The 20332-nt window shown below is 59.3% G+C and carries 16 protein-coding genes and 1 pseudogene; 4 read left to right on the top strand and 13 right to left on the bottom strand.

What is annotated here, in order from left to right:
* Positions 1 to 21: 21 nt before the first annotated feature.
* Positions 22 to 681: a carbonic anhydrase gene (locus BLU37_RS18595; protein ID WP_090207403.1), complete on the bottom strand. Its 660-nt coding sequence runs from the start codon at positions 679 to 681 to the stop codon at positions 22 to 24.
* Between the two features lie 111 nt (positions 682 to 792).
* Between BLU37_RS18595 and cynR the strand changes: the two genes are divergently transcribed.
* Positions 793 to 1680, top strand: a complete 888-nt coding sequence (gene cynR, locus BLU37_RS18600) for a transcriptional regulator CynR (RefSeq protein ID WP_090207405.1) — start codon at positions 793 to 795, stop codon at positions 1678 to 1680.
* Between the two features lie 310 nt (positions 1681 to 1990).
* Here the strand turns inward: cynR and BLU37_RS18605 are convergent, their stop codons facing one another.
* The 5 genes and pseudogenes from BLU37_RS18605 to BLU37_RS18625 form a co-directional block, all read right to left on the bottom strand.
* Entirely contained in the window at positions 1991 to 2467 is a 477-nt protein-coding gene (locus BLU37_RS18605; protein WP_090207408.1) for a nuclear transport factor 2 family protein, read from the bottom strand.
* A gap of 196 nt (positions 2468 to 2663) precedes the next feature.
* The gene (locus tag BLU37_RS18610; RefSeq protein WP_090207411.1) at positions 2664 to 3140 is read right to left on the bottom strand and encodes a nuclear transport factor 2 family protein; all 477 of its coding nucleotides are present in this window, start codon (positions 3138 to 3140) and stop codon (positions 2664 to 2666) included.
* Between the two features lie 52 nt (positions 3141 to 3192).
* Positions 3193 to 3766 (bottom strand): annotated as a pseudogene (locus BLU37_RS29955) (TetR/AcrR family transcriptional regulator).
* 225 nt (positions 3767 to 3991) lie between these two features.
* A complete protein-coding gene (locus BLU37_RS18620; protein WP_090207417.1) occupies positions 3992 to 6439 on the bottom strand; it encodes a YbcC family protein in 2448 nt (815 codons plus the stop codon).
* Positions 6436 to 7962, bottom strand: coding sequence for an NADH-quinone oxidoreductase subunit L (locus tag BLU37_RS18625; RefSeq protein ID WP_090207420.1), 1527 nt, complete (start codon positions 7960 to 7962; stop codon positions 6436 to 6438). The genes BLU37_RS18620 and BLU37_RS18625 overlap by 4 nt, the downstream gene beginning before the upstream one ends.
* Before the next feature lie 103 nt (positions 7963 to 8065).
* On the opposite strand from BLU37_RS18625, the gene BLU37_RS18630 reads away from it, so the two are divergent.
* Positions 8066 to 8938, top strand: coding sequence for a LysR family transcriptional regulator (locus tag BLU37_RS18630; protein WP_090207425.1), 873 nt, complete (start codon positions 8066 to 8068; stop codon positions 8936 to 8938).
* Positions 8939 to 9293: 355 nt separating this feature from the next.
* Here the strand turns inward: BLU37_RS18630 and BLU37_RS18640 are convergent, their stop codons facing one another.
* The 7 genes from BLU37_RS18640 to BLU37_RS18670 all read right to left on the bottom strand — a co-directional run bounded on the left by BLU37_RS18640 (position 9294) and on the right by BLU37_RS18670 (position 18125).
* Positions 9294 to 9698 carry a helix-turn-helix domain-containing protein gene (locus tag BLU37_RS18640; RefSeq protein ID WP_090207434.1) on the bottom strand — a complete coding sequence of 135 codons (405 nt, stop codon included), beginning with the start codon at positions 9696 to 9698 and terminating at the stop codon, positions 9294 to 9296.
* A 220-nt stretch (positions 9699 to 9918) separates the two neighbouring features.
* The gene (locus tag BLU37_RS18645; protein ID WP_090207437.1) at positions 9919 to 12177 is read right to left on the bottom strand and encodes a GMC family oxidoreductase; all 2259 of its coding nucleotides are present in this window, start codon (positions 12175 to 12177) and stop codon (positions 9919 to 9921) included.
* Positions 12174 to 12665, bottom strand: a complete 492-nt coding sequence (locus BLU37_RS18650) for a sorbitol dehydrogenase (RefSeq protein ID WP_090207439.1) — start codon at positions 12663 to 12665, stop codon at positions 12174 to 12176. Before BLU37_RS18650 ends, BLU37_RS18645 begins: the two co-directional genes overlap by 4 nt.
* A 4-nt stretch (positions 12666 to 12669) precedes the next feature.
* On the bottom strand, positions 12670 to 14010 hold the full coding sequence (locus BLU37_RS18655; RefSeq protein ID WP_090207442.1) for a cytochrome C: 1341 nt from the start codon (positions 14008 to 14010) through the stop codon (positions 12670 to 12672).
* Positions 14011 to 14367: 357 nt separating this feature from the next.
* Positions 14368 to 15237, bottom strand: a complete 870-nt coding sequence (locus BLU37_RS18660) for an AraC family transcriptional regulator (protein ID WP_090207445.1) — start codon at positions 15235 to 15237, stop codon at positions 14368 to 14370.
* Between the two features lie 108 nt (positions 15238 to 15345).
* Positions 15346 to 15624: a LysR substrate-binding domain-containing protein gene (locus BLU37_RS18665; RefSeq protein ID WP_232000342.1), complete on the bottom strand. Its 279-nt coding sequence runs from the start codon at positions 15622 to 15624 to the stop codon at positions 15346 to 15348.
* Positions 15625 to 15671: 47 nt separating this feature from the next.
* Positions 15672 to 18125, bottom strand: coding sequence for a TonB-dependent siderophore receptor (locus BLU37_RS18670; protein ID WP_232000344.1), 2454 nt, complete (start codon positions 18123 to 18125; stop codon positions 15672 to 15674).
* Between the two features lie 666 nt (positions 18126 to 18791).
* Here BLU37_RS18670 and BLU37_RS18675 point away from each other — a divergent pair.
* On the top strand, positions 18792 to 19274 hold the full coding sequence (locus BLU37_RS18675) for a sigma-70 family RNA polymerase sigma factor (RefSeq protein WP_232000522.1): 483 nt from the start codon (positions 18792 to 18794) through the stop codon (positions 19272 to 19274).
* Complete coding sequence (locus tag BLU37_RS18680) at positions 19258 to 20220, top strand: FecR family protein (RefSeq protein ID WP_029533576.1); 963 nt, start codon at positions 19258 to 19260, stop codon at positions 20218 to 20220. The genes BLU37_RS18675 and BLU37_RS18680 overlap by 17 nt, the downstream gene beginning before the upstream one ends.
* Positions 20221 to 20332: the final 112 nt, after the last annotated feature.

The following is a 20332-nucleotide window of genomic DNA, read 5'->3' on the forward strand; positions in this document are numbered from 1 at the left end:
GTAGGGGTGCGAGTTCAGATTTCAGGCAACGTGCCTGGCTTGTTGGGAAACAGCGTGGACTTCCGGGTTTTCTGCGAGGGATACAAAGGCCCCGGTGCGGCCATCGAAGGCGTCGATACGGCCAGTCTCGATGTCATAGATCCAGCCATGCAGGGTTACGCGGCCTTCTTCAAGCGCCAGGCGAACGGATGGGTGGGTCTGGATATTGGCCAGTTGCGCGATAACGTTTTCGCGCACCATGGACGAAACCTTGCTCGGTTGATCAGGGTGCTTGCGGGCTTCGTTAACCACCTTCGCCGAGTCGGCGTAGCGCAACCAACCGGCCACTGCGGGCATATGGTCGAGGCATTTACAGGTGGCAATGGCGGTCATCGCACCGCAGTCGGAATGGCCGCAGATCACGATGTCGGCGACGTTGAGTCCGGCGACCGCGTATTCCACCGAGGCCGAAACACCGCCTGGCTCTGGACCATACGACGGCACGATGTTGCCGGCGTTGCGGATGACAAACAGATCGCCTGGCTCGCGTTGAGTGACGAGTTCCGGTACCAGCCGGCTGTCGGAGCAGGAGATGAATAGAGCTTTCGGGTTCTGCTGATTGGCCAGGTCCTTGAACAGCTTGACGCGTTCAGGGAAGGCATTTTTTTGGAATTTCAGAAAACCGTCGATGATCGCTTTCATGGTTGCTGTCTCAATGTTCGCTGGGTGTGGAACAAAGATTAAGCAACACATGGCATAAGGTAAAAGTCTCATTTATTATGGTTATTATCAGATAATCTTATGAGTTAACGCATGCTTGCTCGCCCTATCCAATATTTTCTCGCGGTTGCAGAACATCTCAGCTTCACCAAGGCGGCAGCAGCGTTGCACGTCTCTCAGCCAGCCCTTTCCCAGCAGGTAAAGCAGTTGGAAGAAATCCTTGGAGCCCAGTTGTTTGACCGATCAGGACGCACAACGCGATTGACTGACGCTGGAGATGCCTATCTTCTTTATGCGCGCCGTGCTTATCAGGAATTGCGGGCGGCTCAAAGCGCCATCCATGACGTGAGCGACCTCACTCGCGGCTCATTGCGCGTGGCCGTAACGCCGACGTTCACCACCTATTTGGTGGGGCCGCTGATCGAGGCATTTCACTCCAGGTACCCTAAAATCACCTTCAACCTGAAAGAGATCTCCCAAGAGCGGATTGAAGAGCTGCTTTTGGCAGGAGAACTGGACGTAGGGATCGCGTTTGATGAAATAAATACACCAGACATTGATGCGATTCCCTTGCTGAACGAAACCCTCGCTTTAGTGGTGAGCCGCAGGCACCGCCTGGCCGAGGAGCGGTCCATTGGATTGCAAGACCTCAGCGCCGAGTCTCTGGTTCTGCTTAGTACAGATTTTGCCACCCGCGAACAAATCGACCGTTACTGCCGTAAACACGCTATTCGCCCTCAGGTGCAAATGGAGGCCAATGCTCTTGGGGCTGTGATCGAAATCGTCCGCCGCACTCATCTCTCGACCTTATTGCCTGCCAAAATCGCGCTAGCCCACGACGATCTGGTGGCCATCAATTTGGAGCCAGAACGCCTGCAGCGAACCGCCGTTCTTATGCGACGCCGAGACGCTTTTCAGAGCGCAGCAGCACAAGTTTTTATTGAACTGGCTAAGGAAGTATCCATCGAACTTGATGAGTGAGATGGCATACGACTCAAGTTGCGCGTTCACGGGCGACGCCATCAGTGCGCAAATCGCCTGATCGGGACAGTCGTAGGTGTCGCTGAGGCTGATAGCGCTATGCGGCGCTCAGGGCATGAAGACGGGACTGGCAGCTTCGCCTTAATAGCCAAGTCACGCAGCGGGAAGAATGGATTTGAAGGCAGTTGCAATTGGCTTTTTAGTCGCCCAAAGCGCGCAGTTATGCAAATAAAAACTGCTACATCGATATATGGACTTTTACAAAACAAAACCTGATCCTTCACGAATAAAGGATCAGGTTCGGAATGGCTTACAGGCCCAGTTCGGTCAGACTTGGGTGATCATCAGGGCGGCGACCCAGAGGCCAGAAGAACTTTCGCTCATTTTCTTTGATGGGCATATCATTGACGCAAGCGAAGCGACGATGCATCAGGCCATCCGCTTCAAATTCCCAGTTTTCGTTACCGTAAGAGCGGAACCAGTTACCCGAATCATCATGCCATTCATAAGCATAACGAACGGCAATCCGGTTATCGGTAAAGGCCCACAATTCTTTGATCAAGCGATAATCGAGTTCTTTTTTCCATTTGCGAGTGAGGAAGCCTTTGGCCTCTTCGCGATTGGTAGCGAATTCGGCGCGGTTACGCCATTTGGTGTCCAGTGTATAGGCGAGCGAGACTTTTTCGGCGTCGCGGCTGTTCCAGCCATCTTCAGCGAGTCGGACTTTCTCAATCGCCGTCTCACGAGTGAACGGAGGAAGTGGCGGGCGAACTTGTGCATTGGACATGGTGGTGCCTCCAAATTAACTGGAAATCAATAAAAATTGCATTTGTCAGACTGGGTCGATGCAGTCAGACCTGGTTGGATCGATACTTAATATGCTTTAAGCAACGGCTAAGGAGCGCAGCCGACAGTAACCATTAATGGCGGAAATAAAATTCTTACACCAACGGCTCATCCGAAAACGTGATCAATTGCAGCGCTTACAGGCCCAGATCACTCAGACTTGGGTGATCGTCAGGGCGGCGACCCAGTGGCCAGAAGAACTTACGCTCGCTTTCCTTGATCGGCATGTCATTAACACAGGCGAATCGACGCTGCATCAAACCATCAGCTTCAAATTCCCAGTTTTCATTGCCGTAGGAGCGGAACCAGTTACCCGAATCGTCGCGCCACTCGTAGGCGTAGCGCACGGCGATGCGGTTGTCGGTGAAGGCCCAAAGCTCTTTGATCAGGCGATAATCGAGCTCTTTTTTCCATTTGCGAGTGAGGAATCCTTTGGCTTCTTCGCGATTGGTCGCAAACTCAGCCCGGTTACGCCATTTGGTATCTAGCGTATAGGCAAGCGAAACTCTTTCTGCATCTCGGCTATTCCAGCCATCTTCAGCGAGTCGAACCTTTTCAATCGCCGACTCGCGAGTGAAAGGAGGAAGTGGTGGGCGAGCTTGTTCGTTGGACATGGTGGTGCCTCCAATCTTTGGATAACTTCATTTAAGTTAGTGTTTCTAAAAATCACGCGCTTGGGCGATGTGCTTCTTCAAGCAAGATTACGGCAGCTTTTCTTGCACTATCCAGGGCTGTGTAGTCAACCATTGTGCGGATCACGGTTATCGTTCAACTGTTTATCCAGGTAGCTTGGGTCTTCTATATCTAACTGTCCGGCCTGCTTCAATGTATAATCGAGTGGCTTTTGTTTATACAGCTTTGCGATATGACGAATAGGATCATCTATGTCGTCAACCTCTTCGGTCGTGTTAAATGCACATCCCCGAAACCCGTCTGACTCAAACCAACTCTTGAGTACCGCAAAGATGCTAATGATACGCCTTTGCGGAATTTCCGACTTTTCGCACTCGCTTCTAAATCACTGCATCCAGCGTACATCGCGTGCATTTAATACCGCTGCCGCTGTATCGTCCTTGTTCGCACAATAGCGGTAAATACTTTTTGCGCTACGGCGGAAGTTCTTACCAGCGGTCCATGCCAGTGGCGTGGATACCATTTCGTAAATCAGCTTCTCGGCAGTAGACAAGATTTTTCGCTTGTTTCGATCATTTGCTTTTCCATGTAGCCAGAGTAGAACGATCGTTCTCCGTGGTCAAGCTTCTAAAGAAATTATTTTTGACTGCGCGATAGCGGGGGGATTTCAGTGGGATCGAGCGTGCAGGTTTTTCGAATTTCATATCGTTCTCACCACCTCGACGGTGCGGTCACAAGCTCTGATTGTAAGCCTTCCCCATAAGAACACCGGCACCAGCGTGATCAGGCTGGTATGCGAAAAGCCGCGCCGTGTAGGCGCGGCCCTTATCGATCAGACTCCCGGCAGCGGTTGCCAGCCTGCTGCGGTACGCCGCTCCAGGCGGACGGGTTGACCGTCCATGCGCAACAGGTACAGCCAGCCATGCTGGACCAAGTCGCGCACCACGGCGTGCTTCTCGATGACCCGGTCGATCATGGCCTGCGGCGCTTCTATCACCACATGCAGGCGCAGCGGGCGATGCCTCCACTGCTGACCATCGTGCAGCGACTGGCGGGCCAGGCCGATGCGCAGATCGCCGCCATTGCCTTCAAATACGCCGATATGCCCGCCGACCACGTTGTGCAGCAGCTTATTGCCGCTGCCAAAACGCGCATTGTCGGTGGTCGAGGTGAAGTACTGCAGGTTGATCCAGTGCGCAACCACCATGGGCGCGGTCATGATCAGCTCCAGCACCGCGCCCTCGGTATCCTGCTGCCACTCGTAGTCGTGCAGGAAGGCGCGGCCCTGCAGGTCGACGCCGCGAGTACGCGCGCGCGGCGCGGCGATAAACGCGGCATTGTTGGCCAGGCCCCATTCGGGGCGTGTCTGCGACCAGTCGCGGGCACGCTGGCGCAACCGATCAAGCAATTTGACCGGCTGCCCCATGATTGCCGTCAGGCCCAGCCCAGCGGCGCGCTCCTGGCGCACCTGGGCAGCGGCCTGATTCAGCGCCAGGCGCAGACGCTGCCAGTTGGGCTGCTGGGCGGCTGCCAGGGTCTCGTGGGCAAATATCTGCACCTCGTCGGTGGTGGTGTTGTGCAGGCCGGCCAGCACATGGCAGTGCGCAGGCAGGTCATGCCCACGCTGGCGCAGTTCAGCGCGCACCTCGCGATCGTTGAGCAGGCCGGCCAGCAGGCGGGCATTGATCTCGCCACTCTGGCCGCAGCAGGCACCGCAGTCGAGCCCGGCAGCCTGGGGATTGTTGGCACTCTGGCTGCCGTGCCCGAGCAGCACCAGCAGCGCCGGTACCGGCCCGTTGAGCCCCATGGCCCGCAGGATGCGCGCAGCCAGATCAGTCTTCTCGGTCAGCGACAAGGCAGGCAATCGAGGGAGCAACTGCTGCCACTCGGCAGCGCGCCAGCCACTGCGATGTGCTTCTTTCGTACCCGAGGACAGGCCACAGGTGCGCCCTAGCAGCGCCCCGGCATAACCCAGGCCGACACTCTCGACCAAGGTAAAGGTCGAAGCCGGCAGGCGTTCGAACAGACGCCAGCGTCCCTGACGGGCCAGCCGCGCCTGGCGGCGCTGCGCCAGGTGGTTATCCAGCGCGGCATCACCGCTGCCATCGCTGACCTGCAACTGCGGTGCCAGCAGCCCCGGCAACTGCGGGCGGGTGGCGGCAGTGCCCAGCGGCGTGTAGGCGATGGGCAGGCCGAAGAAGCCGGCGAAACCACCGGTTTCAAGGTCGGGGCAGACCTGTTCCAAGGCCCGACGCAAGGGCTCGGAGCGCACGTCGATACAGAAGAACAGCTTGGCCAGCGGCGCCTGCGGCAGTGCGGCCGGTTCGGCCCGAGAGAGTTTCTGTTGCAGTTGCTCCTGCCAGGCCAGCTCGTCGGCCCGCTGCCACAGTTGCAAAGCCTGCCAGGCGGCCGAGGGCGGCTGCTGCAAACCGGTCTGCCAGGCCGAGCGCCAGCGCTGCCAGCGGCTCTGGGCATCACGTTGGCGATCATCCACCAGCCACTCCCAGGCGGCGCGGATAGCCAGCAGTTCCAATGTAGTCTGGTCATCCTCTCCCAACTGGTTCGCCTGCCAGCGCTTATACGCGCACCAGGAGGCCCAACCCAGGCTGCGCAGTAACAAGCAGTCGAACCACGGCGCCCAGTCATCGGCGCTCAGCCCGAGGCGCTGCACCGCAGCCTCAAGCGCAGCGTGTGGCTGCGACGGCAGCTCGGCAATGCGCCCGTGCAGGTCGCGGCAGTCACTGAGTACGCTCAACCCTCTGTCCGCGAGCATGCTGCTGCGCCAGGTCTGGTAAAGCCCGGCGCTGGCTTGCGGGCGCCAGTCGGCCTGTTCGTGGTCAAACCAGGCGGCGCAACACTGGCCAATCTGCTGGGTGATCAGCACCGGCCAGCCCGGTAACGGGATGCCGGGATCGGCCAAGTCTTCGAGCAAAGGCAGCCCGGCGTTTGCCTCCGGCGGCATCTCCAGGGCCTGCAGCAACTGTGACGTGCTCCAGGACTCGGCCTGCTCAGCCAGGGCCTGCTGCAAGTGGTGTTTGCTGATGCGACCCTCCTGCCAGGCGCTCCGGTAGTCTGCGGCGCTTAGTGTCAGCGGGCTGCCGGCACGTTGCCAGAGCTCTGCGGCGACGGCTGACCAGGCGTGTTCGCGCCTCTCCCACAGCGGGTTGACGGCAATCATGCGGTCCAGTGGCCAGGTGGGCGCGATACGCGCACAAGCCTGACGCGCAGCCTCATGCAGAGCATCCCGGTCGAGGCTGGTGAAGTGTTCGAGCGCAGTCATGGGCGGTCTCCAGTAGTCGAGGTCAGGCGCTGGGGCGAACGCACTGGCCACAGGCGGAAGGTCAGGCGGGTGAAGTGCTCATCCAGGTAGAAGCCGGCAAAGGCCAGCGGATACAGGCGCTGCGCCAGTGCGCCCTGGGGGCGCGCGAGGATCAGCGCCTGCACCAGGTACAGGCCGACAAACAGCAGCAGGGCCAACCCGGTCAGCAGCCGGGGTGCCTCCGTTGGCGGGGTGTCCAGGATCCAGGCGGCGGCCTGGTGCCAGAGCAGGTAGGCCGCAAGCAGCAGAACGAACATGCTCAGCCCTTGCAGCACCTGCCCGCGGCGCAGGCACCAGGGGGCCAGGCCGATGGCGAGGATGGCCAGGGCCACCAGAGGCAACTCATGGGCCGGCAGTTGCCAGGTCCACACGCCCTGCAGCAGCACCAGCGCCAGGCCGGCCAGCAACAGGGCCCGCACCAGATCACCCAGGCCCGGCAGCGGAACAGCGGGCTGCAGGGCATGTTGGCGCGCCTGGGCCACCGTCTCGCCAGCGGCGAGGAAGGCATGAGCCTTGTATAACGAGTGTGCCAGCAGGTGCACCAGGGCCAGTTCGTAGAGCCCCAGGCCGCACTCCAGCAGCATCAGGCCCATCTGCGCACAGGTCGACCAGGCCAGGCGGACCTTGATGCTGATGCGCGTCATCATCACCAGCGCGGCAAGCACCGCCGTCAGGCCGCCGACCAGCACCAGCAGGCTCTGCGCCGGTACGGCGGCAGAAAACAGGGGGGCGAAGCGCAGCAGCAGGAAACCACCCAGGTTGACCAAGCCGGCGTGCAACAACGCGGATACCGGCGTCGGTGCCTCCATCACCTGGATCAGCCAGCCATGCACCGGCAATTGCGCCGACTTGAGGATGACCGCCAGGGCCAGTAGCAGCGCAGCCAGTTGCAGGTCCCAGCCAAGCTGGCCGCTGGTCTGCAGGCGGCTGTACACGGCATCGAGAATCACGGCGATGCTGCTGTCACCGCCGGCACGCACCAGCAACCCGGTGGCCAACAACAAACAGACATCGGCCAGGCGACTGGCGAGGAATTTCTTGTGCGCCACCACCAGGGCCTGCGGGCGGTCGCGGTAAAACGTGAGCAGTTGATGCAGACACAGGCTGGAGAAAATCCAGGCACCGACCAGCACCAGCAGATGGGTGCTGGTGACCACGGTGGCCACTGCCGCCAGCGTACCGAGCAGGGCCAGCACATAGCGCCGCTGCCCCGGTTCGCCCTCCAGGTAGCGCCGGGAATAGTCGATGATCACCAACGCCAGCAAACTGACCAGCCCCGCCATGGCCAGACCCAGTCGATCATCCTTCTGTTCGTTGAGAGCAGCTTGCAGCCAGGCCGCCAGAACCAGGCTGAGGCCGACGTAGCCGGCACCTCGGGCTGGCCACCAGAAACGTTCGTGAGTGTGCAAGAGGCTGGCCGGAATCAGCGCCAGGGCATATAGCCAGGGCAACAGTTCGACCAGGGGGGGAAGGGTGATCGGCACGGGCGTAGCTCCTAATCCATCGAGTGGTCCTAGTCTCCCGTAGCGGTTGATCTATTAAAAATAGATTGATATGAATGGATCGTTCTCTTTTTAGGAATTCGGCATGCGTCGACTCAACTTTCATCACCTGCACTACTTCTGGGCTGTTGCCAAAGAAGGCAACCTGACGCGCGCCGCCCACTCGCTGCATGTGTCGCAATCGGCGCTGTCGACGCAAATCCGGACACTGGAAGACGATCTGGGCCACGCGCTGTTTATTCGCAGCGGTCGCAGCCTGACGCTGACCGAAGCGGGACGACTGGTGCTGGACTACGCCGAGAGCATCTTTGCCCTGGGCAGCGAATTGCAGATGACCCTGCAAGGCGCGCAGCAGGATATCCAGCCTTTACGCATCGGCGCAGTGGCAACCCTGTCGCGTAACTTTCAGGAAAACCTGCTGCGGCCCTTTCTCGGCCGTGCGCAGGTGCGCATCACCCTTGAGTCCGGCAGCCTGGAGGAGTTGCTTGACCGGCTGGCCTTACACAAACTGGATGTGGTGCTGACCAACCAGGCGGTCAGTGGCGATGGCCAGCGGGCCTGGCGCTGCCGCCTGCTGGACCGGCAGAGCGTGTGCCTGGTGGGGCAGCCCCGGACGGGGCTGGCGCCGTTCACCTTGCCTGCTGATCTGCAGCAGGCCCGCCTGATAGTGCCTGGGCGCAGCAGCGATATTCGCAGCCAGTTCGAGGTCTACTGCAACAGCCACGGCCTTAGCCCGAATATCTGTGCCGAGGTGGACGACATGGCCATGCTGCGTCTACTGGCGCGCGACTCCGGCGACATCGCCTTGCTGCCCGCCGTGGTGGTGCAGGACGAGTTGCTCAACGGCACCCTGCAGTTGTATGCCGAGCTGCCTGAAATCGCCGAGCAGTTCTTTGCGGTTACGCTCGAACGCCATTTTGGGCTTGGTATTCTAGATGAGCTGCTTGACAAGCCTTGATCGCAATTGATCAGACATTCAACGCGATTCAATAGTCATGCGACCATGATCGCGCGCGCAAGTCTTCAATGGTCACAAAGGGCGGTGTTCTATTCAGAGATTGATGCGTTTTTCGATCGTCTGTAGTTGCCTTAGCGGGTCCCAACCACTTGGCGACGCTTGAGCTTTGCTCCACCAAAGCATTCCTTTAGATATCCATGATTTCCGCAAATCAGCATGAGCAGATGTCGCGTCATCGTAGCCAAACTGCGTACCGCAGGACGGGCACATGCCAAAAGAAGAACAACCAACCTCGTCGTAGGGAGGATCTTCAAGCCCGGGGTATCGACAAACCGGACAAAGATATGAAACGTTGCTACTCAGCAAAACAGAACTCAGTCTGTTGAGTAGTCATTGCCAAGTGCCGGGTCCGAGGTGGGGAGCGGCGCTGTGGCACTGGCGACTCTTCACCCATCGAAATCTGCAACTTCTGGAGTACTCCCGTCTGTGCCAGTTCGGCCGCCTCTTGCTCGATGCGATTCACCAAGCCCTTGATGGGCTCGCCGGTCTGCGCCCCCAGTGTGATGGCCATCAGCGTCAGCGGGCTCACGTTCAGAGGAGCACTCAACGCAGTGATCATTTCCAGAGTAGGGCAGCACTGTCCGCGTTCCAGCTTCGAGATGTACGTGCGGCTGCTGACTTCAGCGAGTTTTTTCTGCGAGAGCCCACGCGTGGCACGCATGGCTTTGAGCACCGCAGCAAAGGTTGTCTTGAGCGACATAAAACGTTCCGTGAGAGGGGGGCGTCTGTGTACCCATCGGGTTGTTCGTGTAGCGGGTTGAAGTGTTCTGGCACCGTTGAAACTAGCACGACTTGAGCCGTGATCGCTTGAACCGTTGTGTCGAGAACAGGGGTATGTTGTCTCATTGAACGAGGCGTATCAACGCAACCCCACAATACTGCGGCATTGCCGAAGCACTGTGGGGTTGGTATGACAGCGCCTACACCGTCCCGAAACGCACCTCCACCGACAGACTGCCCTGGTTATCGCTCAGGCCAGCCCCGTAACGCCCGTCCAGATCGTCATTGATGCACAATTGCAACTCCCCCTGCTGGCCACGTGGCAATTGCGCCTGGTTGCCGACCAGGAACGGCACGCCGCTGTTGCCGATACGCCCGATCAATGCTCCTTCCGGTTGACCGGACAAGGTATAGCCGGGCTTGGCGATCAACCCTGGGTGGCCCGCCGCGTTGACCATCCCGGTGGCCGGGTTGGCCGTCCACTGCCCACCGATGCACACCGCCAGTTGCCAGCTCTGCCCGTTGACCTGCACGCCGGTGCTCTGCCAGGCCTGGTTGGCCTGCACCTGCACGGTACGCTTGAGCAGATCGCTGGCGACCACGTCTGCTGCCTGGAAGGTCAGCGCGGTGATGGTCAAGGTCGGGTTGGCGGTTCCGGTGGTGGGGAACACTCCATCACCGACCAGGAACAGGTTGGGGTGGTCCCAGCTGCGCTGGTCCTTGTCCACCACCGACTTGGTGCGGTCCGAGCCCATGCGGTAGGTGCCCATCAGGTGGCCAGCGCCGAAGAACGCGTAGTTCTGGCCGTCGTACTCGAACACCGTTTGCGAGCCGGGCTCGAGCTTGGGGTTCAGGTTGGTCAGCTCGGTGGCGCCCATCAGCTTGGTGATGATATGCGTGGCGGCCAGGCGCGCCTGCTTGAAGCCCTTCCTGGTGTATTCGGACAGTTCGTAGGTGATCTGTGGCCGAGGCAGGCCCAAACCGTCGGTGAACTCCGTGCTCCTCTCCACCCGGCACAGCGCATTGTCGGGATCTTTCTCCACCTGTTCGATCAGGAAGCCCAGACGGAATTGGCGGGTCAGTACGCTGTTGAGCTGCTGCACCAGCGTCTTGCCGGACAGCGCCAGGTTTTTGGGGTTAGCGCCGCCGTGGTTGGTGCCGTCGATGAAATCGCAGACCGAGGTGTAGGGGTCATTCACCGACCAGTTCCAACCCTCGTTGCCGATCTCGATACGCCAGGCGGCACGCTGGCTGCGGAACGGGCCATCGCGCATGTCCTCGATCCCCGAGGTGGACAACGGCCCGCGGAACGGGAACAGTGGCTTGCCTTCGGGCATAAGACCCCAGGCCAAGTACACTGGGTGGTCGGCCAACGCCTGGCCGACCTGGCCGCTGCTGTTGGCGACCCCTTTAGGGCTGTTCGGGCCGATGGAATTGAGCAGCAGCTTCGGCGTTTCGATCGCGTGGGCGGCGATCACGTAGCGCTTGCCCTGGGCCGTGCCGTTGTGGCGCGTGCCATCGTTCTGGTACTGAATGAAATCGATACCCGTGACCCCATTGGCATCGACCTGCACCTGGCTCGCCACACTCTGGTAGAGGATGCGCACGTTGCCGGTATCCAGCGCCTTGGCCATCGTCACGGTGGCATCGTACTTGGCCTGGATCGGGCAGATCGGCGTGCAGCTGGTGTTGCCAGCGCACACCCGGCGGCCGTTGTCGCTCTGCGAGTTGCGCCCGGCCGGGGTCTGCCGGACGTTGAGGGTGACACTTGGGTATGGCTTGTCGTCGGGCGCCTTCTCCGGGCTCTGGTACACCGTGCCCGTGACGTTCTTGCCCAGGCCCTGGTCGACCAGCGACGGCGGGATGCCGTGCATGCTGTATTCATAGCCCTGCGGGAAGGTCACGCCCAGGTAGGTCTGCGAGGCGACATCGGCGGACACGCCCATCTCCTCCTCGGCGCGGCAGTAGGCGGTCTGCAGGTCGTCGTAGCTGATCGGCCAGTCGACCCCGACGTTGTACGCAGTGCGCATGCGAAAGTCGTTGGGCAACAGGCGCAAGGCCGTGCCCATCCAGTGCCACATGGTGCCGCCGCCTACCCGCTCGTAGGTGCTGGCGAACAGTTGCGGCCCCTTCTGTACCAGATAGCTCTTCTGCGCCTTGTTCGGGTCGGTGCTACTGGCGGTGATCAAGTCCTGAATAGTCGCTCGCGGGGCGAACTGCGTGGCTGGGGTCTGCTCGGTCTGCTCCGGTGGGTATGGCGACTCGGGCGACTTGAGCACGGCGGTGTAGAAACGCTCCAGGTACTCGCTGCGGTTCGGCGGAATCGCCGGGCCCGACTCGAGCACCAGCACTTTCAAGCCGGCCAGGCCCAACTGATAGGCCATGACGCTGCCGGCCATGCCGGCGCCCACGACGATCACATCGGCGGTTTCGATGTTCTGGGTTGGTAGATTGCTCATGGCTGCTGCCCTTCCTTGGCGTCGACACCGGTGAATTGCTTGAGGGTCGGTGGCTGTTCGGCCCAGTAGCCGAAGTGGTACTGGCTGTAGCCCATGGGGTGGGATTGGGCGATCTTCCACGCCCAGCTTTCCTTGTAGGCCTGGTCGGAGACCACGCGGGTATCACCCTTGTGGGCGTTGTCCTGGTCATAAGGCTGGTACCAACTGCCAAGCAGCCACAGCTTCATGATCGAGCGGGCCCCCTGGGCGATCTGCGGGTCCGAGTTGCCGAGCACGGCGCTAGCGATTTGCTCAGGCGGTTGGCTCTTGATGCGGGCGTACAGCTCCAGCAGGTTGCTGAACGCTACGGTGCCCATGCCTTGCTGGGCAGTGGCGTAGAACAGCGGCGGCAGGTTGATCGGGTCGACGGACGGCGCGAGCAGGTCGGCCGCAAGGCCGGTGAGTATGGCGGACAGGTCGATGAAGTTCTGCAGGTTCGGGACACTCATGGCATCACTCCTTGGCGCCGGTGGATTGGGCACGTTCAAGCAGGAAGGTGAAATCGGCGAAGCTGGTGCGCGGGGACTGGGTCACCCGGGTGGTCGCGTTGTTGTGGCACTCCATGCAACTGGACGAGGCCTGTGGCGTGGTGCCCTGGTTGTAGGTTTCCAGGGTGGCGTTGGCCAGGAAGGACGGGGCAGGCGTGCCCAGCGGGTTGGTCGGCGACGGCACTTGGCAATCCTTGGCCGGGTCGGTCGGCCACTGGGTGCTGATCAACTGGTAGTTGGCCCAGACCGTGCCCTTGAGCGCGCCTTGCCACTGCGCGTTGAGCTGTTGGGTCGCGACGGTGAGCGGGATTTCCCGCACGATCTGCGAAGGCGTGGCTTTCTTCGACGGGTCCCATGGCTGCGCTGGCGGTTCGTTCACCGGTCGGTCGCTGGCCTGGGCGTTATAGAACAGGTAGGGGCCCTTGCGCTCGTTCATCGGCGTGGTCTTTTCCGGTACGTTGCGCACGTGCTCGAAGCTCGACCATACCCACTGCGGCGCACCTTTGGTCTTGTGCACGATGTGCAGGCCGACCAGCCCGACCTTCTGTGCGCTGCACGACTCGGGGATCACCGCACCCTTGTTCGGGTCGGCGTTGCCGGGGGTGTAGACCAAGGCGTCGACGGCGTGGAAGTCCTGCGGGTTGTCGTTGCCGCCGAGTACCTTCCAGGACGACTTGACCATGATCGCGCCGACCTGCTGGTCTTTCTTCGAACCGCAGGAGAAGGCGATGCGGTTGTCGGCCTTGGTGAAGAATGACTGCTGGCCTTCCTTGCTGTAGAGACCATTGTTGACGATGTCGTTGAACATCGGCTGGTTGACCATGATCGCGTTGCGCGTGTAGGTGCCGTTCTGGTCCACCAGTGGGCCGGTCTTGAACGGCTGGATGAACTCGTCGAGCACACCGGCGACCTTGCCCATCTGTTGCAATACGGGCAGGTCACCCTTGCCTTGGCAGGCTGCGGGTAGCGGCGCCTTCTGGTTCCACGCGACCGGCTTCTTGCCTTGGGGCAGGAAAATCTCGTAGCTCTCCTTCCACGACTCCCAAACCGTCTGCCCCGGCGCGCCGATCTTCGCCGAGGTGTTGGCGCTGCCGTCGGCGTTGGCGGGCCAGTTCAGGGCGACGAAGGTCTGCCACGAAAGCACGTCGAAATCGTGTTGCAGGTTGTCCAGGGTGAAGGGGGCGTTGGCGGTGACGTCGAAGGGAATCGCAGGTGACAGCACCGGCGGGCTGGCCGCATCGGCCATGGCGAGCGCGCTGGTGAAGCTTGCACCCAGGCACGCCAACCGTTTCAGGGTTATTTTCATTATCGTCTCCTCAGCAGATAAAGCGTCGGGACGAGGCGTACGGGCCCTTCATGGACCGAATGTTCAGCGTCGTCCCTGACGCTAGGCTGGAGGCTAGTCGTTGCAGTAACCCCCTCAGAGATATCCGACTAACGGTTGGGACAAAGCAGGGATCGTCGCACAGCGGCAGACGCTCTCTGGCGGCCAAGGTGTAGGCGGCAACTGGCGATGTTGAAACGGTGCAGACCATCCTGGTGAATCGCCCACAGTTTCGTAGATACCCCTTCGTAGATACCCCTAGGCCACTGCGAGGCAGCCGCTTTTGGCTGTGGATTCAACCGTTCTACGTCAGCTCAGGGGCGAAAGCTGCTTGCTCCACTATTGCAGCGGAATATACACATCTGTTTGCCATTGATCCCGAGGTGTCTCGGGATAGACGCTCAGGTAATTGAAGAACAGCGGCTGGTCACGAAGTTCCTCTCCACTGCCAGGAAGCCAATCGCGGTAAATCGGATAGATCGTTTCGCCGATGTGATCCGGTGACCCCACGTGTCGCATTACGACGCAGCGACCGCCAGGAATGACGATCTCGCGCACGCCGAATTCATTCGGTATCACGTCCTTGTGAATCTCGCCGCAGATTGCGAAGCGGAATGCTTGCGCAGGTGTGGTATCGGGATTGCCATAGGGAATGCCAAAGCTGCGGCTCGATGCCACTGGCGACTGTCCGCTCTGCTTGCGCCACTCGATGAACTTGCGCACGCTCTCATTGACGAGCCCGGCGGGTCCGCAGTGTTCAAGCGCTGCGACCCTGACTTCAGGGAATTCCACGATTCGTATTTGCATGATGATAGCCCTGGAAAAGTGAGGGATTGCGAATACCGCGTTCCAGACCTGCCAGTTCGGTTCCTTCCTGAACGCACTCGGCGTCGTACCGAACGCCCGCCTGAATGCCCTGCAAAATGCCTCGGGACTTTCAAAACCGGCACCGAGTGCAGCGTCCAGTACCGAGTGATCAGCGAGGGCGGCCAGGCGATGTGCCGCGCGTCGTAGTCGCATCAGTTGCACGTAACGTGAGACAGGCACTCCAACGAACGCGGTGAATTGTCTATGGAAGTGAAACACCGAAAAGTTCGCCACATGGCTCAACACCTTCACCGACAGATCACCTTCGAGATTGGCATCAATGTAGGCGAGTACGGCGTTGAAGCGTTTCGTGTAAGCGAAATGGGTCGGCATGTCAGACACAAGGAGCAGCTCCTGGAAGTACGGTCGCCAATAGAGTCGACTATAGCGACACGAACCGCCTAGCCGCGCTTGCTCAAGGGGCCGTTCCCACCTTGAGGTGTGAAAACGTTAGCCCTCGCTGCTGCTTCTGCCTTGCGGCATGCCCAGAGCATCGACGACTTCGTCGATGAAGTGCCTGACCTTTGCTGAGGGACGACGGTCGGTGGGGTAGATCAGGTTGACGGGGTAGGTGGGCCCTTCGAAGTCCTCAAAGAGTACGACCCATTCACCTCGTTGCACGTAGGGCATGAGCACGTCCTCGACACAGAGCGTGATGCCGAAATCCGACAATGCCGCGTTCACCTTGGCCAGGGTAAACCGACACTGTTCCCAGTGGAGAATTTTCACGAAAAAAACCGGCCAGAGTGTAGGCCGGTTTTTTTGTTTGAGCCGCTTTAGAAGTTATAGGTCGCTGTCAACCGGGTCGTACGCCCAGGCCGCACCCCGATATAGTTCGGCGTCGCCGTGTATGAGTAAAGCGTGCGGTCAAAGATGTTTTTGACGCCCAGCGTCAGTGACCAGTCTTTCTGCCGGTAGAAAATCGACGCATCGGTCTGAGCCCCGCCGGGAAGGGAGAAGTAATTGAAGCCTGAAGCGTACCCGTTTATCGTGCTGCTGTAGGCATTCACGCCTATCCCTGCTCCCAAGCCTTTGAACGTGCCATCCAACAGCTCATAGGAGGTCCACACGCTGCCGGTGTGTTTTGGCTGGCCGATCGTTTGAGGAGAAGCGTTAAAAAGGGGGTTCCTTCCTGGTGGCGCTGCCGGTTGGTCGAAATCACTGTAGGTGTAGCTGGCATTGATTGCCCAGCCCGGAAGAATTTCACCGGCCAGGTCAAGATCCACGCCCTTGGATTTAAGCCCTTGGGAACCGGTAGTTCGGCCGAACGGATCGGTGGTCGGCACGCCGGTTTCTTCCATTTGGAAAACGGCGCTGGTCAAGGTCAGGGCGTCGTCGTTGAACTTCACTTTTACCCCGGCCTCCTTTGAATCGCTTTGTCTAGGAGGCAGCGCCAGGCCTGTGACGTTGTCAGTCGTGTTGTTGGCCTGGAAACCTTTGTAATGGTTTGCATACACCGTTACATCGGGCGTGATGTCGTAACTGATGCCGTAGCTCGGTACCCACTTGCTGTTCTTGAAATCCGTTGAAGAGGAAGTGCCACGTCTATTGGCCGGGTAGTCGGGCAAGTTGGGTATATAAATAGTCGAATCGGCATCGTACAGAGTACGTCTCGCGACGAGCATGACGTGTGTTTTATCGCCAACCTTGACCAGGTCCTGCAGCAACAGTCCCTTTTGGGTCTGAAGGTAGTCCCCTGAGTGATAATAGTTGGGTGATGTGTAACTGAAATCAGGCAGGTCGAAATCGTGGCCCGCATTGAGGTTGCCACTGGCTGAAACCCGAGTTGAAGTATCAAACGCGGAGGTTTTGTAGTGTTGGTAGTCAAGCCCGGCTAGAAGTTTCTGTTCGATAACACCCGTCGTCAGCGTGTAAATAATATTATTTTGAGTATTAAAGGAATCGGTGTTCGTTCCGGATTGTAAGCCTCTTGAGCGGATCAAGCCGTTCGGCCCATAAGGCGGTGCACCACCGGGTCCTCCCGGCTCCCATAGGTGAACCTGGTCTTCTTCACGGGTATAGGTCGCCTTGCTTTCAAACGTGAGGTTGCTTGTGAAGTTGTGACTGAACTCGTAATAACCGGTTTTGGTATTGCCGGTCACTCGGTCGTCCTTGCCGGTGATGCGGTAATTGGGAAGCTTTTGTATCTTGCCTTGGTAGAGGTACGTCGCAGCGCCTAGAGCGCCTCGCTGGCCTTGGAGTTCTGCGCCAATCGTCAGGCTGGTGTCGTCATCCTTCCAGCGTAATGCCGGAGCGATATAGTCGCGACGGCCGCCGTTGTAATCCGGCTCGCTTTCGTTGGCACGCATGTGGACGATGTTGAGTCGATAACTGAACTGTTTGTCATCACTCAATGCGCCACCCAGATCCAGCGCTTGCTGAAATTCGCCCTTGTCGGTCAAGTCCACGCGAAGTTGATGCAATGGCGTGGTTACCGGCGCTTTGCGGACCAGATTGATCGAGCCCGAAGAACCCGCGCTGCCGGTCATGATGGAGTCCGGGCCCTTGATGACTTCGACACGGTCCAACCCTTCGATTGGAGTAGTGCCGGCGCCAACGTCCGCCACACCATTGGTGCTGGTGTTCGCAACGGCGAAGCCCCGAATGAAGTAAGAATTGACCCCGCGGTTATTTTGCCAGGTGGTTACGCCCCCAGAGCTGCGTAATGCGTCCTCGAGAGAAGAGGCTTGGCGGTCGGTCAACAGTTTGTTACTGATTACCTGAACCGAGCGTGGGGTTTCCTGAATCGAGGTGTTGCCGCGCATCGCGCCAGTGGCACTGTTTGGATTGTAGACCTCTGCATCCTCGTTTTCGGTGCTGCTGCTCACGGTTATGCTGGGTAGTACGGCATCGTTATTGGCCGCCGCTGGCGCCGCAGCGGCTTGCGGAGCACGCTCAACGGTCAATGTCCCGTTGCTGGTGATACCCAGGCGCAGGTCAGTGCTGCGCAATGCCTGGGCGATGGCTTGTTCGGTGCTCAAGAGACCGGTAACTGCCGGCACGCGGTAAGCCTTGGCCAATGCCGGGTCGAAGGATATCGTTCTCCCGGTCTGTTGCCCGATCGCCAGGAGTGTCTGATCCAGCGAGCCCGCAGGAACGTTGAATTGAGCTACGGCCTCTTGCGCGGTTGCCGCCAGGACAACGTGCACCGGCGACAAGCCGGAAATCAGCGAAATAGCCAAAGCGAGTTTTGCCAACTTGCAGCTTGATGCCATACGTTTGCGCTCCACCGTGTCCCCAGAAAACCAAAATGTTCGGTTACTGGTTCTGTGTGACGAGATGTCAAAAGCGTGAGAGGTCTGGCGAAAAAAATGTATTTTTTGGAAAGCAGGACCTGACCTGCAGTAGGCGATTGCCTCCCCCGGGGGCTCTAGCATGGGGGGGAGGGCTTACCTGAAACCAGTTGCCATCCCTGACGTATTCCGATGACCGGCTACTGATCTTTCGCGGGCTCGTTGAAGGGTTGAAGATCACAGCCGCTGCATCTTGTTGATGAGGCTATCAGGGCGTCGGCAGGCAGCACCTCCCGGCAGTGGTGTTGCCGAGTAAATTTCCTACAACTGGGGTTTTTATCGCTTTCCCCAGGTGCATCTAGGTAACACTCGTCCAGTGCGCTGCATGAACAAGAGAAATTTTTGCAGTGCTGCTTTCTCTTTCGATCAATGATGGTGCGTTGCGGTTTTTTCCCGCTCCACTATAGCGCTCAATTATGACAACGCTGTGTATCCAGGGTGTTACCTGAACCTGCTGAGCTGTGTTGGCCCAAGACTTGCGTACGTGTGCCCCAACCGCTTGACCAAGTCGCCGGACCGTCTGTGTGAAGCGTATTCATTTGCAGTTGAACGGGTGCATTCATGGCCGCCACTGACTCTCGCATTCGATCCGATTTACTGACTATGGTCTTTCGCAGTGACTATAGCTGGCTGACCTCGCGCTTGCGCTACAAGCTTGGCTGCCGATACAACGCCGAAGATGTCGCTTCCGAGGCATTCACCCAGTTGGCTGCAATGCCCACCCTGCAGGAAGTGAAAGAGCCGCGGGCGATGCTGACCACCATCGCCAACCGGGTCATGTATGAACTGTCGCGTCGTCGGGATCTGGAGCGAGCCTACATGGAGGCTCTGGCTCTGGCACCCGAGGCATGTCATCCTTCGCCGGAAGAGCAGCACTTGCTGATGGAGTCACTGCTGGCCGTCGACAAGGCGCTGGAAGGGCTGTCGGTCAACGCCCGGAGCGCGTTCCTGTATAGCCAGCTCGATGGTTTGACCTACGCGCAAATTGGTGAACTGCTCGGAGTTTCGGCGGCTCGAGTTCGTCAATACATGGTCAAGGCACTGCGGTGCTGTTATGAGGCGGCTCGCCATGAGCAAGGCATCTAAGAAAAGTACTGACGACGCAGCCGAACAGGCGATCGAGTGGATGGTGTTACTGCGTTCTGGTGAAGCCACACTCGACGATGAGCATGAGTTCGCCGCCTGGCGAGCCCGCAGTGCGGAACACGATCAGGCCTGTGCCTACATAGAGGCAACGCTGGGTCGGATTCCACTCAGGCTGGCGCCCACTCAGCATCAGGCGGTGCGTTCTACCTTGCTTGCACCCTCGCGCCGTCGTGAGTTCCTGCGCAATGCCCTGTGCGTGGCAGCAGTCGGCGTAGTGGGTGGGGCGCTGGTCGATAGAACCTATCCGGTCGGCAACCTCCTCGCCGATCTTTCGACCCGCACTTCGGAGCGTCGGACCTTGACCTTGGGTGACGGCAGCTCGCTTACGCTCAATGCGCGCAGTGCGGTCAACATCGATATCGATGAGGTTCACGGCAAGCGCAAGATCAAATTGATGGAAGGGGAAATGTTGCTGCAGGCGGCTGCTTCCCGGCTACCCCTGAGTGTTCAGTTGGCAGGCGGCAGGGTGGAGCTGGGCAGTGGTCGGCTGTCCATCCGGCATCTGAATGATGGCTTCCGGGTGGCGGCCCTCACCGCGCCTGTGCAGGTGTGGGATGCGACCGGCAATTCGCGCTTGCTTGCCGTAGGGCAGGGGGCTTCGGTGGGGGCGAACGGCTTCAATGTCTTCCCGATCTCCGCCGTAGCCGAATGTAGCTGGACGCGGGGGCTGCTGGTGGTTGATGACCAGCCGCTGGCGACCGTAATCGAAGCCCTGCGTAACTATCGTACCGGCGTGGTGCGGCTGGATCCTCAAGCTGCTGTCATGCGGGTGAGTGGCATATTCCCGTTGGACGACAGCGACAATGCCATCGAATCAATAGCGCAAACCTTGCCGATCATCGTACAGCGCACCACAGGTTTTTGGGTCAGCATCAGCGCTGCCTGACGTCTGCATTTGCCTGCTCGTGTTTTCTCCTCCCTTGCTTGACTGACCAGAACCCCCGCCACGCCTGCCTTCACGGCAGCCCTGCAAAAAAAATCCAAAATAATCGCATTCG

This window comes from Pseudomonas asplenii (assembly GCF_900105475.1).
In the GTDB taxonomy this organism is placed as follows: Bacteria; Pseudomonadota; Gammaproteobacteria; order Pseudomonadales; family Pseudomonadaceae; genus Aquipseudomonas; species Aquipseudomonas asplenii.

Excerpts from the sequence above, each read along its gene's own strand:
- BLU37_RS18655 (WP_090207442.1), bottom strand. The coding sequence starts at position 14,010 with ATGAAAATAACCCTGAAACGGTTGGCGTGCCTGGGTGCAAGCTTCACC.
- BLU37_RS18650 (WP_090207439.1), bottom strand. The coding sequence starts at position 12,665 with ATGAGTGTCCCGAACCTGCAGAACTTCATCGACCTGTCCGCCATACTC.
- cynR (WP_090207405.1), top strand. The coding sequence starts at position 793 with ATGCTTGCTCGCCCTATCCAATATTTTCTCGCGGTTGCAGAACATCTC.
- BLU37_RS18645 (WP_090207437.1), bottom strand. The coding sequence starts at position 12,177 with ATGAGCAATCTACCAACCCAGAACATCGAAACCGCCGATGTGATCGTC.
- BLU37_RS18675 (WP_232000522.1), top strand. The coding sequence starts at position 18,792 with ATGGTCTTTCGCAGTGACTATAGCTGGCTGACCTCGCGCTTGCGCTAC.
- BLU37_RS18610 (WP_090207411.1), bottom strand. The coding sequence starts at position 3,140 with ATGTCCAACGAACAAGCTCGCCCACCACTTCCTCCTTTCACTCGCGAG.
- BLU37_RS18680 (WP_029533576.1), top strand. The coding sequence starts at position 19,258 with ATGAGCAAGGCATCTAAGAAAAGTACTGACGACGCAGCCGAACAGGCG.
- BLU37_RS18595 (WP_090207403.1), bottom strand. The coding sequence starts at position 681 with ATGAAAGCGATCATCGACGGTTTTCTGAAATTCCAAAAAAATGCCTTC.
- BLU37_RS18620 (WP_090207417.1), bottom strand. The coding sequence starts at position 6,439 with ATGACTGCGCTCGAACACTTCACCAGCCTCGACCGGGATGCTCTGCAT.
- BLU37_RS18640 (WP_090207434.1), bottom strand. The coding sequence starts at position 9,698 with ATGTCGCTCAAGACAACCTTTGCTGCGGTGCTCAAAGCCATGCGTGCC.
- BLU37_RS18605 (WP_090207408.1), bottom strand. The coding sequence starts at position 2,467 with ATGTCCAATGCACAAGTTCGCCCGCCACTTCCTCCGTTCACTCGTGAG.
- BLU37_RS18630 (WP_090207425.1), top strand. The coding sequence starts at position 8,066 with ATGCGTCGACTCAACTTTCATCACCTGCACTACTTCTGGGCTGTTGCC.